Origin of the sequence: Sphaerisporangium sp. B11E5, from assembly GCF_039871875.1 — a bacterium.
In the GTDB taxonomy this organism is placed as follows: Bacteria; Actinomycetota; Actinomycetes; order Streptosporangiales; family Streptosporangiaceae; genus Sphaerisporangium.
The window spans coordinates 77166-93437 of sequence record NZ_JBDPMD010000005.1 but is presented as its reverse complement, the minus strand read 5'-3'; the positions used below and the strand labels follow the sequence as shown (position 1 = coordinate 93437).

Annotated in this window: 12 protein-coding genes; 8 read left to right on the top strand and 4 right to left on the bottom strand. The window is 70.9% G+C overall.

Going from position 1 to position 16272, the window contains the following annotated elements; all coding sequences use genetic code 11:
* Positions 1-247: 247 nt before the first annotated feature.
* From ABGB17_RS07030 to ABGB17_RS07015, 4 genes are all read left to right on the top strand, one after another.
* The gene (locus ABGB17_RS07030; RefSeq protein WP_347626979.1) at positions 248-2407 is read left to right on the top strand and encodes a hypothetical protein; all 2160 of its coding nucleotides are present in this window, start codon (positions 248-250) and stop codon (positions 2405-2407) included.
* Between the two features lie 147 nt (positions 2408-2554).
* Positions 2555-3922: a multicopper oxidase domain-containing protein gene (locus ABGB17_RS07025; RefSeq protein ID WP_347626978.1), complete on the top strand. Its 1368-nt coding sequence runs from the start codon at positions 2555-2557 to the stop codon at positions 3920-3922.
* Positions 3923-4019: 97 nt separating this feature from the next.
* Complete coding sequence (locus ABGB17_RS07020) at positions 4020-4760, top strand: YcnI family protein (protein ID WP_347626977.1); 741 nt, start codon at positions 4020-4022, stop codon at positions 4758-4760.
* Entirely contained in the window at positions 4757-6529 is a 1773-nt protein-coding gene (locus tag ABGB17_RS07015; protein ID WP_347626976.1) for a copper resistance protein CopC, read from the top strand. The genes ABGB17_RS07020 and ABGB17_RS07015 overlap by 4 nt, the downstream gene beginning before the upstream one ends.
* A gap of 121 nt (positions 6530-6650) precedes the next feature.
* On the opposite strand, the gene ABGB17_RS07010 is transcribed toward ABGB17_RS07015, so the two are convergent.
* Positions 6651-6851 carry a hypothetical protein gene (locus tag ABGB17_RS07010; protein ID WP_347626975.1) on the bottom strand — a complete coding sequence of 67 codons (201 nt, stop codon included), beginning with the start codon at positions 6849-6851 and terminating at the stop codon, positions 6651-6653.
* Between the two features lie 265 nt (positions 6852-7116).
* Between ABGB17_RS07010 and ABGB17_RS07005 the strand changes: the two genes are divergently transcribed.
* Positions 7117-7998 carry a hypothetical protein gene (locus ABGB17_RS07005; RefSeq protein ID WP_347626974.1) on the top strand — a complete coding sequence of 294 codons (882 nt, stop codon included), beginning with the start codon at positions 7117-7119 and terminating at the stop codon, positions 7996-7998.
* Between the two features lie 85 nt (positions 7999-8083).
* Complete coding sequence (locus tag ABGB17_RS07000; protein WP_347626973.1) at positions 8084-8848, top strand: SDR family NAD(P)-dependent oxidoreductase; 765 nt, start codon at positions 8084-8086, stop codon at positions 8846-8848.
* 87 nt (positions 8849-8935) lie between these two features.
* On the opposite strand, the gene ABGB17_RS06995 is transcribed toward ABGB17_RS07000, so the two are convergent.
* On the bottom strand, positions 8936-10027 hold the full coding sequence (locus ABGB17_RS06995) for a hypothetical protein (RefSeq protein WP_347626972.1): 1092 nt from the start codon (positions 10025-10027) through the stop codon (positions 8936-8938).
* A gap of 190 nt (positions 10028-10217) precedes the next feature.
* Between ABGB17_RS06995 and ABGB17_RS06990 the strand changes: the two genes are divergently transcribed.
* Complete coding sequence (locus ABGB17_RS06990; RefSeq protein ID WP_347626971.1) at positions 10218-11042, top strand: MBL fold metallo-hydrolase; 825 nt, start codon at positions 10218-10220, stop codon at positions 11040-11042.
* A gap of 18 nt (positions 11043-11060) precedes the next feature.
* On the opposite strand, the gene ABGB17_RS06985 is transcribed toward ABGB17_RS06990, so the two are convergent.
* The gene (locus ABGB17_RS06985; RefSeq protein ID WP_347626970.1) at positions 11061-12278 is read right to left on the bottom strand and encodes a hypothetical protein; all 1218 of its coding nucleotides are present in this window, start codon (positions 12276-12278) and stop codon (positions 11061-11063) included.
* A gap of 138 nt (positions 12279-12416) precedes the next feature.
* Between ABGB17_RS06985 and ABGB17_RS06980 the strand changes: the two genes are divergently transcribed.
* Positions 12417-15224 (top strand): BTAD domain-containing putative transcriptional regulator, encoded by a 2808-nt coding sequence (locus ABGB17_RS06980; RefSeq protein ID WP_347626969.1) that lies wholly within the window; start codon positions 12417-12419, stop codon positions 15222-15224.
* Between the two features lie 16 nt (positions 15225-15240).
* Here the strand turns inward: ABGB17_RS06980 and ABGB17_RS06975 are convergent, their stop codons facing one another.
* Complete coding sequence (locus tag ABGB17_RS06975; RefSeq protein ID WP_347626968.1) at positions 15241-16107, bottom strand: SAM-dependent methyltransferase; 867 nt, start codon at positions 16105-16107, stop codon at positions 15241-15243.
* Between the last annotated feature and the right edge of the window lie 165 nt (positions 16108-16272).

The following is a 16272-nucleotide window of genomic DNA, read 5'->3' as shown; positions in this document are numbered from 1 at the left end:
TGCGCGTGAGTGCCCGTTCACGGCGAGTTAACTGCGTCTAGCCGCGCGTGAAACATCCGGCTGGCGTCATCATCTCACCCCACTTCAGGAGGAGTGCATGCATTCTCCCCCACGCGGCATTCTCGCCGCCCGACGCCGGACCAGTCGACGAAGACTGGCTTGGCTGCTGACCCCGATCCTGGTTTTAGTAACAATTGGGGTCACTCCTTCCTCAGCCCAGGCGCTTCCGATCGGTGTAGGAACGCCGGTGCAATTCACGCTCACCGACAATCAGGGTGCGTGGTTCGACACCGGTGCGACGCTGTTCGGCACGCGGTCGCTCGGCGTCGCCGTGACGCCGCGGACCAAGCTCGCGTCGCTGCCGCTGAGCACCGACACGCTGCTCAACGGCGATCTCGGCGGCGGCCTGCTCAACCTGCCGCTGATCAACGGCGACGCACCGCTGGTCGGCAGCCTCGGTGTGAACGTCAACAGCCTGCTCAACCTCGACCAGCTCAACGCGGCGGTCGACGCGGCGGGCGGCGCGCTCGGATTCCTGAACCCAACGATCCAGCGTGCCAAGACGCAGATCAACCAGCTCAGCCAGCAGCTGTCGACGGTGCCGGACAGCAGCGCCGTCCCGCTCGGCAGCCTGCCCGTGGGGCTCGACCTGATGCGCACGCTCAACGAGGTCGCCGCGCTGGCGCCCACGGACCTGAGCCTCGCGCCGAAGGGGAAGTTCGCGGTGGCGGCACCGGCGGCCGCCTCGGCCCACTCGGTGACCAGCCTGATCTGGCCGGTCGGCGCACCGCCGATCGACCAGAACAGTGCGTTCATCGGCAACGCCGAGGCCAACCTGACCGAACCGGGCCTGTACGCGTGGGTCTGCAAGATCCACCCGTACATGCTCGGCGCTGTGGTCGTGGACGACCCGCTCACGCCCGGCCTGGACTTCGGCAAGAAGCTCAACGTCAACATCAAGGGCGGCATCGTCGTGCCCAGCTCGGCCGACGTGGTGCAGCAGCTCGTGCAGAAGTTCTTCCGGATCACCACGCCCGACAACTGGCAGGTCTTCAGCAACACGCAGACCAAGAACTGGAACCCCTACTACCCGCCCGCGCCGATCCTGCAGTACGACGCGAACGAGCAGCCGGTGTTCATCCCGAGCCTCGACGCGTACTACAACAGCAAGTTCACCGAGGGCGTCACGCTGCCCGCGCTCACCCAGCGGCCGAGCGTGCCCGGCGTCGGTGAGCTCTGGGTCGACACCCAGATGGAGCAGTACGCCGGCAAGGTCAAGTCCGGCGCGGCGACCAAGGTCGACGTGCAGAACTGGACCGTGGACCGGAAGGTGGCGCTACCACAGATCAACCTCAACAACCCGCACAATATGTGGTCGGACCGCGATGGAAGGTACATCTACCAGACGGAATGGTTCTCCGACCGCCTGACCGTGTTCGACCGGATCACGGGTAGGCTCGTGCGAACTATCCAGGTCGGCCCGGACCCATCCCATGTGATGACCCGGACCGACACCGACCAGCTCCACGTCGCCATCAACGCCGGCAACGCGGTGGTCGAACTGAGTCCGGGTGCCACGCGTATCGACAGACGCATCCTGGTGCAGGGTCCCGGCCAGACACCGGCCCACCCGCACGCGCACTGGATGAGCGCCGACGGGCACACCATGGTCACGCCGAACGTCAACCACCACAACTCGACGATCGTCGACGTGCAGTCGGGCTCGATCCAGGAGGTGCAGACCGAGCAGTTGCCCATCGCGACCGGCATGATGCCGGACTCCTCGAAGTACTACGTGGCCAACTTCCTCGGCCAGAGCGTCTCCTGCATCTCGCTGGCCGGGCCGGCGTGCCACACCGACAGCGGCACGAACGTCGGCTACAAGTCCATCAACCTGTGGGCGAACTACGACATGGTGACCGGGGCGACGACCGGGAGCTCCGGCGGCCTGCCGATCCAGATCCCGGTCAGCCCTGACGGCAACGTGGCGTTCGTGGCGAACACGCTCACGAGCAACATCGCCGTCATCGACACCAAGACCGACAAGGTCATCAAGTACCTGCCGTGCGACTCCGGCTGTCACGGCATCAACTTCGGTGCCAAGCGCGGCGGCGGCTACTACGCCTACGTGTCGAGCAAGTTCGCCAACACCCTCGCCGTGATCGACCCCGACCCCAACGGCAACGGCGACCCCGCCGACGCCACCATCGTCGGCAAGATGGTCCTCGACTCCGCCGCGGGCACCACCGTGGATGACATCGTGACCGGCTACAACGGCATGGGCGGGCAGGGCGTCCTCCCCTACCCGATCGTCTACAACGGCTGGGTGCAGAACGCCACGCCGGAGATGGCGGACCAGCTCACGTGTGCCCAGCTCAACCCCATCAACCCGGGGGTCTGCGAGTAACTGCGGGCCCGCACTGCGGGGGAGGGACCGTAAAGCGGACGGTCCCTCCCCCTGACCAGGGCCCCCGATCGCGCACCACCCACGCCGGTCCATTCGGCCGCCAGCACGTGGGTGCGTGTATCCCACAGTAGACGAGGAAGTACACCCATGTCTGATACGACCGCGCCGGGGCCCTTCGCGGCCCTCCGGCGTGCCCTCTCCGACACCTCGCCACCGGTACGGCGGCTGATGCTGATCGGCATGATCGCGCTCTCGGTCCTGGTCTCCGGCGCGGCAGTGTTCGCGCCGAAGGCCGCGCAGGCGGCGAACCACACGATCGCGATCAAGAACTTCGCGTTCACGCCGGACGTGCTCACGGTGGCACCCGGCGACACGATCACGTTCGTCAACCAGGAGACAGACGGTACCGTCCACACCATCCGCGGCGACTTCACTTCCCCGGACCTGCCGCCCGGGGCGAGCTTCATGGTCACCGTCACCACCGCCGGCTCGTACAACTACTACTGCAGTCTCCACCCGTACATGACCGGCATCATCAACGCCGGAACGGCACCGCCGTCGCCGTCGCCGTCCCGCTCGCCGAGCGCGAGCCCGAGCCGTTCGCCCAGCGGCAGCCCCTCGGCGAGTGGCAGCCCGAGCGCGAGCCCGAGCGTCACCCCGACGACGCCGACGCCCGGCGCCGCGCCCTGCGACGACCCGGCCCTCGGCGCCGCCCAGGGCGATGGCACCCGGCTGGCCGCCTACAGCCTGGTCGGCACCGTCAAGGTGTTCAAGCTGTGCATGTCGCAGACCGACTGGGAGGTCTCGCCCGGGGTGGTGAAGCTGGCGTACACATTCAACGGCATAGTGCCCGGCCCCACCATCAAGGTCAACGAGGGCGACCAGGTGCGGGTCATCGTGCAGAACGACCTGCCGGAGCACACGGCGGTGCACTGGCACGGCATGCAACTGCCGAACGCGCAGGACGGCGTGCCGGACATCACCCAGCCGCACATCATGCCCGGCAGTACCTACACGTACGAATGGACCGCCAAGTCGACCGGCACGCACTGGTACCACTCGCACATGGGTGGAGGCCAGGTCGGCCGGGGCCTCTACGGCGCGCTCCTGGTGACCCCGACGCTGGGCGACATCGCCGCCGACAAGCACTACACCATCGAGATCGGCGACGGTTCCAACGGGTTCACCCTCAACGGCAAGTCGTACCCGGCGACCGTGCCGCTGACGGCGGCGGTCAACCAGAAGGTCCACGTCCGGCTGATCGGCGCGGGCCCCGAGATGATCCACCCGATGCACCTGCACGGGATGCCGTTCCAGGTCGTGGCCCAAGACGGCAACAAGCTCGCCTCACCGTACACCGTGGACACGCTCAACGTCGGCGTCGGACAGACGTACGACATCGTGTTCCAGCCCAAAGAGCCCGGGAAGTGGTTGCTGCACTGCCACATCTTCTCCCACTCCGAGGGACCCAACGGCATGATCGGCCTCGTGACGATCGTCAATGTAACGCCGTAATCGCCGGCTGAACCCGCCTCCGAACCCGTGCCGGTCAGCCGTGAGCGCACCTGGCCGGCACGGGCTCCACATACCGATACGCGCAAGGAGTCCGTGCATGAAGCTCATCCGTGCCGTCACCGCGATGCTCATCGCCGGCGTCGCCGTCCTGTTCGCTCCCGCCTCGCCGGCGTGGGCCCACGTCACCGTTTCCCCCTCGGTCGCCACCCCCGGCGGCTACGGCACGTTCGCGTTCAAGGTGCCCACCGAGCGCCCGGACGCGAAAACGACGCGCGTCGAGATCGTCTTCCCGGAGAACGCCCAGCTCACCAGCGTCTCCCTGCGCCCCGTCCCGGGCTGGACGGCCACTGTCACCACCCGGCAACTGCCGAACGCCGCGTCCGCCGGGTCCGACGACGAGGCCGCCAACAAGGCCGTCACGGGCATCGTGTGGGAGGGCGGCGCCATCAAGCCCGGCGAGTTCCAGCTCTTCGAGGTGTCCCTCGGTCCGCTGCCCACCACGCCCGGCCAGCTCGTGTTCAAGGCGCTGCAGACCTACAGCGGCGGTGAGGTCGTCCGCTGGATCGACATCCCGGAGGCCGGCGCGCCACGGCCCGAACACCCGGCGCCGGTGATCGACGTCAAGCCGGCGGACGCGCAGGCCAACGCGCCCGCCGCGGCCATCCCCACCCCCACCCCCACCGGCGACGGCGTCGCTCGCCTGCTCGGCTGGGCCGGCCTCGCGCTCGGCGCCCTCGCGCTGCTGACGGCGGCCGCGATCGGGCTGCGCCGGCGCACCCCGGTGCCGGCCTCCGCGCCGCTCGTGGAGGCGGACACCGCCGGGCGGCTCTCGCCGTGACCCGCACCAGGACGCGCGGCGCGTTCGCCGTCCTCCTCGCAGGGTTCGCCACCGCCGTGTCCCTCGTGGTGGCGAGCCCTGCCTGGGCGCACGCGGAACTGGTCGACGCCGCGCCGGCCAACGGCCAGATCTACCAGGACTCCCCTCGGACGCTGCTGCTTCAGTTCACCGACCCGGTGACCGTGCCGCCGGACGGCGTGCGGCTGTTCGGCCCAGACGGCGCCCGTATCGGCATCGGCGCACCGGTCCACCGCGTGGGCGACGACACGTCGGTGGAGGCCCCGCTGAACGGGGAACTCGCCGACGGCGTCTACACCGTCTCGTGGCGGGTGGTGTCCTCCGACAGCCACCCGGTGCAGGGCGCCTACACGTTCACCGTCGGTACGCCGGGCAGCCGCCCGGCCGGCGTCACGCCCCCGGGCGATGGTTCCGGCGATGCCGCGACGGCGTACGGCGCCGCCCGGTGGGCCGCGTTCGCAGGGTTCGCCGTGCTGCTCGGCACCGCGTTCTACCTGGCGTGGTGCTGGCCGGCCGGTGCGCGGCGACGGCCGGCCCGGCGGGCGTTGTGGGCCGGCTGGGGCGCCAGCCTCGCCGCCGCGATCGCCTCCGGCCTGTTGTACGGGCCGTACGTGGCCGACGGCGATGTGGCGGACGCCTTCGACCCGCGGCTGCTGTCCACGACGTGGACCACCGACCTGGGCCGTGCCCTCGGGATTCGCGTCGCTCTGCTGCTCGCCGCGGCGCCTGCGCTCGTCTGGTTGCTGAACCGCTACCCGGACGCGCCGGACCGCCGCACGCGGTGGACGGCCGCGGCGGCGGTGCTCGCGGCCGCCGCGGCGCTCGCCGCGACCTGGAGCATCGCGAACCACAGCGTGACGGGCGAGGCCGGCGGGTTCGCCGTGCCGGTCGACGTCGTGCACCTCGTCGCCGGCTCGGTCTGGCTCGGGGGTCTCGTCGCGCTCGCCATGACGCACGTCCCGACCCGCGACGCCGTCACCCTGCGCGTGGCGGTGCCCCGGTTCTCGCACACGGCGCTGGTGTGCGTGGCGCTCATCGCCGCCACCGGCCTGTTCCAGGCATGGCGGCAGGTCGGGTCGCCGCCGACGCTGTTCGCCACCGAGTACGGCCGGGTTCTGCTGGTGAAGGTCGCCCTCGTGGTCGCGCTGGTCGCGCTCGGCGCCGCCGCCCGCGGATGGATCGCCCGCCACTACGGCGCGGGCGGCAACCGGCGCCGCGGCGGCCCTGACCCGCACCAGCTCTACGCGTTCTACCGGCGGCTGCGGGCCGAGATGGCGGTGGGCGCCGTCGTGCTCGGCCTGTCCGCCGCGTTGGTCGCCATGGAGCCGGCCCGCTCGGCGTACGCCGGGAACCGCTCGACGGCGGCGCCCGCGAATACGGCGGCGCCCGCGAATCGAGCGGCGCCGGTGCCGGCCGTGCCCACACCCGTGCCGTTCTCGGCCGGCTCCGGCCCCGCCGCGCGCGGTGCGGTGCTGCTCGCGGTACTTCCGCCCAAGGTGGGGCCGGCGCAGCTTCACCTGTCGGTGCTCGACCCGAACGGCGCGCCGCTCAACGTGCCGGAGGTGCACGCCGCCATGACCCTCACAGACCGGGACCTCGGGCCGATCCCGGTGGAGCTCCAGGGCGCCGGCGGGCACTACTTCGGCCGGCTGAACCTGCCGTTCCCGGGTCGCTGGCAGGCCGTTCTCACGGTCCGCACCACGGAGACGGACCAGGCCACGGTTCGCGTCGTGGTCGACGTGAGCGCTTGACGGGCGGATTCGGACAAGCCACGCGGCACGCGGGCCGAGATCGACACGGCGGTCGCGGACGCGCAGTGCCGGGCCGAGACCGGCTACTCCGGGACGGCGCCGCCCCTCCCGCGCGGAGTGGCTAGGGCCGTAGGGCCTCCTGGACTACCAGGGTGGCGGTGATCCATAGGCCGGCGAAGGCGCCGGCGGCTGTGGCGCCGATCATGATGGAGCCGGGGGTGGAGTTGCCGTTGCCGGTGGCGAGGATGGCGCCGAGGATGCCGATGAGGAGGGAGAGCAGCAGGCCGGTGATCGCCCACCAGATCAAGTTCGCGTAGTGCATGAGGAAGAGCTACCAGGGGCGGTCGGCGTGGGGGGCGGGGATGATCTCGCTTCGGACGACGTTGTCCTTGTTTCCGGATGAACTCGGACGTAGTCGGAAGCACCTGGTCAAGAGGCGATGTAGTAGGGCGTATCGCTGGGAGTTATGGGGGTCCGGAGGTGCCTGTCTGTGGGACTATGGTGACTCCTCGGGGCCAAGTGGTTCGAGCGACGCACTTCCGCTCTGTCTGGCTCCTCCGATTCATCCCTCGACGGGGCGTTGAGTCATGCGTGAAGCCGGACAGGCGGAGGGGGAGCTCGGGCTCCTCAAAGAGCGGATCAGAAGGCTGTACTGCGTAGAGGCAGGACAGCCGTCGTACAACGCCTTCGAGCGGGTCGCGGAGAGCGTCATCCGTGAGCGCGAGGACAAGGAGTTCCTGCGGCTTCTGCCCCGGGCGACGGCGTGCGACCTGGTGAGGGGGAAGTTCAAGAAGCCGCCGGACTGGGTGCTGATCCGGACGTTCGTGGTGGTGTGTCATCACATCGCCACCAAGTCGGATCTGCAGATCGCTCCGCTGGAGGATCTGCACAAGGAGTTCTCCGTGCTCTGGCAGGCCGCGAAGGCCGCTGAGGGGGGTGTGACGCCGCCGAGGCACGGGGCGGAACAGGCGCTGCCGGATCGGGGGGGTGGGGATCCCGCTACCGAGGTGGCCGGTGATCTCTTGGCGCCTGTGCCGGGGGAGCGGCCGCCGGTGCGGCGCAGCCGTGTCATGCGGCGTGTGCCCGAAGGGTGGGGGGCGCGGCGGCGGCTGCGGCTGGACGATGCCGAGGGTGGTGACGCCGGGGCCGCGTACGAGATGGCGGTGCTGCTGGCGTGTGAGGCGCTGACGGCGCGGGAGCCGGAGGACGTGAAGTACTGGCGCGACATGGCGGCGTACTGGCAGGGGCGGGCGATCGGCAAGGTGGCCGAGGCGGCGGAGTTGCGGCTGAGAGGGCAGAAGCTCGTCAAAGCGGCGTACGCGCTCGCGTTCCGGTACAAGAGGGCCGAGGATCCCTATTCGGGGGACTTCTTCCTGGCCGCCACGCAGGCGGACGCGTCGGTGGAGGGGTCTCGTATCGCGCCGGCCACCGACGACCTGTCCGGGGACCTGGTGTCGAGCGGCGACTGACCGGCACACCCCACCCCTTTGTTGCTTCGTCAAGCAGGTGTCTTATGGTAGTTGCTTGACGAAGCAACTATTGAGGGAGGGCTCCGTGGGGACACTGGACGGCAAGGTGGTGCTCATCACCGGCACCGCGGGGGGCATGGGCCGCGTCGCGGCGCTGGTCTTCGCGCGGGAGGGCGCGAAGGTCGTCGGGTCCGACATCCAGGCCGAGGCCAACGCGGAGACGGTCGAGCTCGTCCGCCGCGACGGCGGCGAGATGACCGGCGTCGCGCCGTTCGACCTCTCCGACCCCGAGCAGGCGCGGCAGGTCGTCGAGGTCGCGGCGGGCGCCTATGGCGGGCTCGACGTGGTGTACAACAACGCGGCTTACCTGCGTTTCGGCCCGATGCCTGATTTCTCGGTCGAGGACTGGCGGGTGACCATGGCCGGCGAGCTCGACATCCCCTTCTTCGTCTCGAAGTTCGCGTGGCCGCACCTGGTCGGGCGCGGCGGCGGCGTCATCATCAACGTCGCGTCCATGGCCGGCATGATCGCCGGTGCGGTACCCCCGATGGTCGGGCACAGCGTGGCCAACGCCGGTGTCATCGCCATGACCCGGCAGTTCGCCCTCGAAGGCGCACCCCAGGGGATCCGCGCGGTGGCGATCAGCCCCGGCCCCGTCCTGACCCCGGCCAGTGAACGGGACCTCGGCGACGACCAGGCCGCCCGGGACCGGATCACCGCCAAGACGCTGCTCAAGCGCTTCGCCCATCCTGAGGAGATCGTCGAACTGGCGGCCTTCCTCGCCTCCGACCGTGCGGCGTACATCACCGGCGCCAACTACGCGGTGGACGGCGGCGCGACCGCCTGGTAGTGCCGGTCCGCCGGGTGGCGTGCCTGCCTCGTTCGCCCCTGAACGGCACCACCTGCACCGGCTCGGCCCGCGTGCCGGGGACGTGGCTCAGAGGGCGGCGATCTCGTTCTCGAAGGTCTGGATGTCCTGGAGGGCCAGGTTGAAGCGTTGCTGGGGTGCCAGGGCGCCCGCGGCGACGCTCGCTCCGGCGTAGGTGGGGAGGCCGCAGATGTCGAAGCCGGCGAAGGCGACGTTGGGGACGTTGTTGTTGAGCTCGTCCATGCAGTCGTGCACGGCCTGCCAGGCCGCGACCGTGGTGTAGGCGCCGTCGCCGTAGTCGGTGAAGCTCTGCTGCTGGAAGTCGCGGTCCACGGTCACGTAGACGTCGTAACCGGCCCAGGGCGCGTTGCCGTTCAGGTGCGCGATGTTGGCGTTGAGCAGGTTGACGAGGCTCTGCATCTGGAGCCTGACGGTGGCCCCGGCGAGGTTCTGGGACTGGGTGTTCGGGGCCCGGAGGCGGCAGGTGGTGTTGCTCCAGGCCGGGTTGGGGGCCTGGCCGCCGCCGGCCTTGTTGCCGATCATCACGTAGGCGTCGGCGATGGGCACCCACGCGCCGACGGGGCGGATCACGAAAGATCCCCAGTTGTCGCAGCGCAGCGAGGCGGCGTTCATCGCCGCGACGGAGTAGTCGGTGTGCGCGTCGAAGTTGATCACGATCTTGGCCCGGCCGGCCGCCACGTTGGCGAAGGCCAGCTCGGCCAGGAGCAGCGAGACGTGGTGGGCGGCGTCGGAGTCGATGATCGCGTAGCACGGGTTGGCGAGCACGGGCCAGACGCTGTTCATCGCGCCGCGCAGGTCGTCCAGGACGACCCGGCCGTTGTTCCCCGCGCCTCCGTGCTGGCTGCCGACGGCCGCGGCGAACAACGGGTTCGGCAGGCCGAGGTTCACGCGGGTGGCCGGAAGGATGTAGTCGAGGTCGTCACTGGTGTTGCTGGCCGGTAACAGGCGGGGCAACCCGCCAGGGCCGAGCCCCAGTTGGTTCTCCACCTGGTCGGCCGCGGGGTCCACCCGGCCCGGCCCCCAGTTGCCGCCAGGCCCGCCGTAGAGCGCGCCCCAGCGGGTCATGTTCACGTACAGAGGGGAGTCCAGCATCGTCGCGACCTTTCTGTCCTGGCCCCCGAGCCGGATCGGCACAGGCATCAGATCACGCTTCCCGGCCCGCGGACAGCTTTCTCGATGGCCGGTTTTGACGCGGCGATTCTCTTGACGGTGCTGGCATAACGAACTAATGGAGCGTTCCAGATCTGACGGAAATCGGAGGGCTGTGTGGGATTGGGTACGGGTCCTAGGGCGGGCCTCACCTGCAGCCGGGAGCGGAGGGGAGAGGACGATGACGGGACAGGAACCATCCGATGTGCTGTTCATCGGCAACGCGACCACGCTGATCCGCCACGACGGCTTCACGTTGCTGACCGACCCCAACTTCCTGCACCGCGGTCAGCGCGCCCACCTCGGGTACGGCCTCACCTCGCGGCGCCGCACCGAACCGGCGCTGAACGTCGGCGACCTGCCGCCGCTGGACGCCATCGTGCTGTCCCACATGCACGGCGACCACTGGGACCGGATCGCCAGGCACGGCCTGGACAAGCGCGTCCCCGTCATCACCACCCGCCACCTGCGCCGCCAGGGCTTCACCCGCGCCGTCGGGCTGCGCACCTGGGGCGAGCACCGCCTCCACAAGAACGGCCGCACCCTGACCGTCACGTCCCTTCCCGCCCGCCACGCCCCCGGCCCCGCCCGCTACCTGCTCCCGCCCGTCATGGGCAGCATGCTCGACTTCACCCGCCCCGACGGCCAGGTGGACCTCCGCCTCCACATCAGCGGCGACACCCTGCTCGACCCGATCCTGTGCGAGATCCCCGTCCGCTTCCCCGGGATCGACGTCGGCCTGGTCCACCTGGGCGGCACGAAGCTCCTCGGCCTCCTCGTCACCATGGACGCCGCCCAGGGTGTCCGCTGGGTCCGCCTGATCGCCCCCCGCGTCGCCGTCCCCGTCCACTACGACGACTACACGGTCTTCAGTTCCCCTCTGTCCGCCTTCCGCCGCGCCGTCGCCCGCGCCGGCCTCTCCGACCGCGTCCGCTACGCCGAACGCGGCCAGGCGTTCCCGCTGCCGGCGAGGACCGTCCCCGCCGCTCACGCCCCCCGGCCGTGAACGGCGTGGGCGCGGGGGTCAGCCGTTGAACGTCTCGATGCCGAAGTCCGCCCATGCGGTGGCGAAGTCCTGGAGGACGAGGGTGCGGCCGATGGTGGCCGTGATGGTGCCCTTGGCGATGACACCGTCGGAGCCCCAGGGGACGAAGACCGGGCCGCCGCTGTCGCCCGCGGTGCCGGCGGACGCCCATGTCTCGTGGTCGGCCGCGATGAGGTCGTAGTAGCACTCGCTGTTGCCGTACACGTCGCGGGCGCACATCGCGTAGGTGTTGCCGTTGACGATGAAATTGCATCGAGCCCCGGTCACCGAGCCCGACGCGCACAGCCGTTCACCCGTCGACACCCAGCCCCAGCCGAGTAGACGCTTGGTGAACTCGCCCACACCGACGCCCCCGTCCCAGATGCGGCCATGGACCGGGGCCGAGATCAGCAGGAGGTCGTGGGCCACGTGCTCATGGGCCCCGGTGCCGACGAAGCGGCTGTCGTCGCCGTTGTTCCAGCTCCCGCCGGGACGGCCGCAGTGCCCGGCGGTCAGGATGAACGCCGAGTCATACCTGAGCACGGGGAACCCGGCGGTGCAGATGGAGTCGTTGTCGTTGTTGTTGATGCGGCCGCCGCCCCAAAAGGGAGCCGTGTCGTTGAGCCTGCCGGCGAGCCGCGGGCGTTCCTGCCGCACCACGGAGGCCGGGATCCCGGCCGGCGGCCTGGCCTCGGCGGGCAGCGGGGCCGGCGGGAGCCCGGCCTGCTCGGCCTTGACGACGAGCCCGCTGCCGTCGTGGGCGACGACGACGCTGTGGTACGGGGAACGGGGATGGGTCCGCATGTACTCCGCCACGCGGTGGGCCGCCTTCTCCAGTTCGGCGCGTGAGTGGGCGGCGGGGGCCACACGAACCCGCGCGCCGCGGCGGGCCTCGGTGACGGCTTCCTGGACGGCCGCCGGGAGGGTGCCCTTCCACCAGACCACGACCTCGTCGCCGCCGAGCTCGATGCCGGCGTAGCCGCCGGCCTTGGTCCGCTCGACGCTCCACCGGACGATGTCCGCGGCCTTCCTCAGTGGTTCCTGCGCCTCCATCTTGGCGAGCGTGTCGTCGCTGATGTAGGTGGACGCGGACGGCAGGGGCTTGGGGTCGGCCTGGGCGGCCCCCGAGGTCACGGCGGCGGCCGTCAGGGTGGCGAGCAGCACCAGCAGACCCCGCCGGACGCGGCCCCCCGCATGTCTGTCTCCACGTTCCGTCATGGTTTCTCCCGTCGTCGGGCGGTGGCGGCCGGTCGGCCGGATCTCATACTGGATCCCGCCGGCAGGCGAAAAGTTGCCGATATGTTGTCGCACTATGTAGTGATGAGCTCACAGTGGTGAATGCGGAGCGGGGCGCGGGTGATCGGTGTGCATTTCCGGCTGCTGGGCCCGGTGGAGGTGGTCGCGTCCGGGGCGACGTTCGCGGTGGGGCCGCCGCAGCGGTGCACGGTGCTGGCGGCGCTGGCGGCGGACGCCGGCCGTCAGGTCACCGTCGAGACCCTGATCACGCGTGTCTGGGGTGACCGGCCTCCGGAGCGTGCGCGCCGGGCGCTGCAGGCGCACGTCACCAGGCTCCGCAGGACGCTCGAACAGGCGGGAGCGCACGGCGGGCCGGCCGCGCCGCTGGCGCGCCGCTCGGACGGATACCTCCTCGGTGTCGAGCCCGAGCGGGTGGACGTCCACCTGTTCCGGCTGCGGCTCCGGCAGGCTCGGGAAGCGTCGCGAGCCGAGCGTGTGCGGCTGCTGCGGGAGGCGCTCGGGCTCTGGCGGGGCGAGGCGCTCGGCGGTCTGCACGGGAACTGGGCCGAACGGACGCGCCGGGACTGGCGCAGGGAGCACCTGGACGCCGTCGTGTCGTGGGCCGACGCCGAGCTGCTCGCCGGCGACGCCGCGGCCGTGATCGGCCCGCTCACCGAGTCGGTCCACCAGAACCCCCTCTTCGAACCGCTGGTGGCGGTCCTGATGCGTGCCCTGTACACGGTGGGACGGTCCGCCGAGGCGCTCGACCTGTACTCGGCCACCCGGCGGCGGCTGGTCGACGAGCTGGGCGCCGAGCCGGGGGCGGAGCTCCGCCGGGCGCACCAGGGCATCCTGCGCGGAGATCTGGACTCCGGCGCGCGTCCGGTGGCCCGGGGGTCTTCCACGGCTACCGTCGTGCCGGCGCAGCTACCGAGCGACGTACGCGGCTTCTGCGGACGCGGCGACGAGCTGGCCAGGCTGGACGCCCTCGTCGAACAGTCGCGGGACCACGCCACCGCCGTGGTCGTCAGCGCGCTGACGGGCACGGCGGGGGTGGGAAAGACCGCCCTGGCGGTGCACTGGGCCCATCGGGTCCGCGACCGTTTCCCCGACGGGCAGCTCTACGTGAACCTGCGCGGGTTCGCCTCCGAGGGGGCGATGGATCCCGCCGAGGCCGTACGCGGCTTCCTCGACGCCCTTCACGTGGCGCCGCAGCGCGTGCCGTCCGGCCTGGCCGCCCAGGCCGCCCTCTACCGGAGCATGCTCGCCGGCCGCCGCATGCTCATCGTGCTCGACAACGCCCGCGACTCCGGCCACGCCGGCCCGCTCCTGCCGGGCACGCCCGGATGCATGGTCGTGGTGACCAGCCGCAATCAGCTCTCCGGCCTGGTCGCCGCCGGTTCCGTGCCGCTCGTTCTCGGAGCCCTCCGTTTCGCGGAGGCACGGGAACTGCTCGTCCGGCGCCTCGGGCCGGGCCGGGTCGCGGCCGAACCCGAGGCGGCCGGGGAGATCATCGAACGGTGTGACCGATTACCTCTCGCGCTGGCCATCGTGGCCGCGCGGGCCGCCACCCATCCGCGTTTCCCCCTGCGCGCCCTGGCCGCCGAGCTGCGGGAGGCGCACGCGCGGCTGGACGCTCTCACCGGCGGTGATCAGGCCACCGACGTGCGGGCGGTCTTCTCCTGGTCGTACCGCACGCTCACTCCGGAGGCCGCACGCCTGTTCCGGCTGCTCGGGGTGCACCACGGTCCCGACATCTCGGCCGCGGCGGCGGCCAGCCTCATGGCGTCGCCGCCGCACGAGGTACGTTTCCTGCTCGCCGAGCTGGCCCGGACGCATATGATCATCGAGCACCTGCCCGACCGGTACATCCTGCACGATCTGCTGCGGGTCTACGCCGCGGAGGCGGCGGACGGCACCGACGCCGGCCCGCTTCGCGGCGACGCGATCCGCCGGGTGCTGGACCACTACCTGCGGACGGGATACGCGGCGGCGCTGCACCTGCACGCGTGCCGGGACCCGATCGCCCTGCCGGAGCCCGCCCCCGGCGTCGTCCCCGAGATCCTCCTCGATCACGAGCACGCGCTGCGGTGGTACACCGCCGAGCACGCCGTGCTGCTCGGTGCCGTGGAACAGGCGGTGAGCGCCGGTCTCGACACCCACGCCTGGCAACTGGCCTGGACTTTGACCGACTACCTCGACCGGCGCGGCCATTGGCACGACTGGATCGCCACCCAGCGTGCCGCCGTGACGGCCGGACGCCGTTCGGGTGAGCCCGCCACCGAGGCCGGCGGACACCAGCAGATCGGCCACGCCTACATCCAGATGGGCCGCTTCGACGAGGCCCGCGGCCATCTGGAGCAGGCTCTCGCGCTTCACCGCCAGGCCGGTGAGCTCCCCGGGCAGGGGCAGACGCACTACAGCTTCGCCGTGCTGCTCGGACGCCAGGACCGGCACCGCGAAGCCCTCGAACACGCGCGGCGTTGCCTGGCGCTGTTCCGGGCGGCCGGCCACGCGCACGGGCAGGCGCTCGCTCTCAACACCGTCGGATGGGTGCACGCGGAACTCGACGAGCACCACGAGGCCCTCGCGCACTGCGGGCAGGCACTGGCCTTGTTCGAGACGATCGGCGACCCCCACGGACAGGGGGAGAGCTGGGACCGTCTCGGCTACGCCCACCACCACCTCGGCCACCACGCCGAGGCGATCGCCTGCTACGAGCACGCCCTGAACCACCTGCGCCGGCTCGGCGACCGCTACTGGGAGGCCGGCGTCCTCACGCACCTCGGGGACACCCACGAGGCCGCGGGTGACGTGCCCGCCGCCCGTGCCGTCTGGCGGCGGGCCCTCGGCATCCTGGACGACCTCGACCACCCTGGCGCGGCCGAGGTCCGCGCGAGGCTCGGCACGTCACATCCGATCACCTGACGTCCCGCCGGGGCGGTCAGTCCTTGCGGCCGACGCCGCCGAGCCAGGAGTGGTACGTCAGGCTCTTGTAGGCGTAGTCGCCGTAGTAGCGGGTGCCGCGGAACTGGTATTCGTCGGGGTCGGGGCGCCAGTCGGGGATGTACACCAGGCCGGGGTCCACGAGGTCGGTGCCGGAGAAGTAGGACGTTATCTCGTCGCGGGAGCGCCAGCGGCCGGTGCCGAGTTTCTCGTTGAAGAGTCTTTCCGATTCGGTGGCCTGGAGGGCGACGTCGGGGCGGGAGCTGCCGGGGTTGTGGAAGTGGGAGATGACGACGTGGCTGCCCGGGGGGAGGGCGGAGACGAGGTGGCGGGAGATCTCGGTGGGGGACTCGTGGTCGTGCAGGTGGTGGAGGATGGCGCACATCAGCAGGGCGACGGGCTGGGAGAAGTCGAGGTGGTCGCGTAAGTGCTCGTGCTTGAGGATGTGATCGGGGTCGCGGATGTCGGCCTGGATGATGGTCGCGGTGGGGCTGGAGGCGAGGAGCTCGCGGGTGTGCAGGATGACGACCGGGTCGATGTCCACGTAGACGGTGCGGGCGCCGGGGGCGGCGGTCTCGGCGATCTCGTGGGTGTTGCCCTGGGTGGGCAGGCCGGAGCCGATGTCCAGGAACTGGCGGATGCCGGCGGCGGCCAGGTGGCGTACGGCGCGGCGCAGGAACGCGCGGTGGGCCTGGGCCATGGCGGGGGCGTCGGGGGCGATCTGGAGGGCCAGCTCCGCCAGGTGGCGGTCGGCGGGGAAGTTGATGGTGCCGCCCAGCATGTAGTCGTACACGCGCGCGATGTTCGGTACCGAGGTGTCGACACCCGGGGGGATCTTGCTCGCCGGTCCGTGGCGCTCGCGCATCTCCGCACCTGTCCTTGATCGGGCCCGCTTCGGTGTCGATCAGGGCGGAAGCATAGCGCCCGGGGCTGGGACCTTACCTGGCGAAAAGCCTCGTCAAATGTAACTAAGGGGTGACGACCTTGGCCATGTCGTGACTTGCCTCCCGGGGCGCGGCGGGACGGTGGC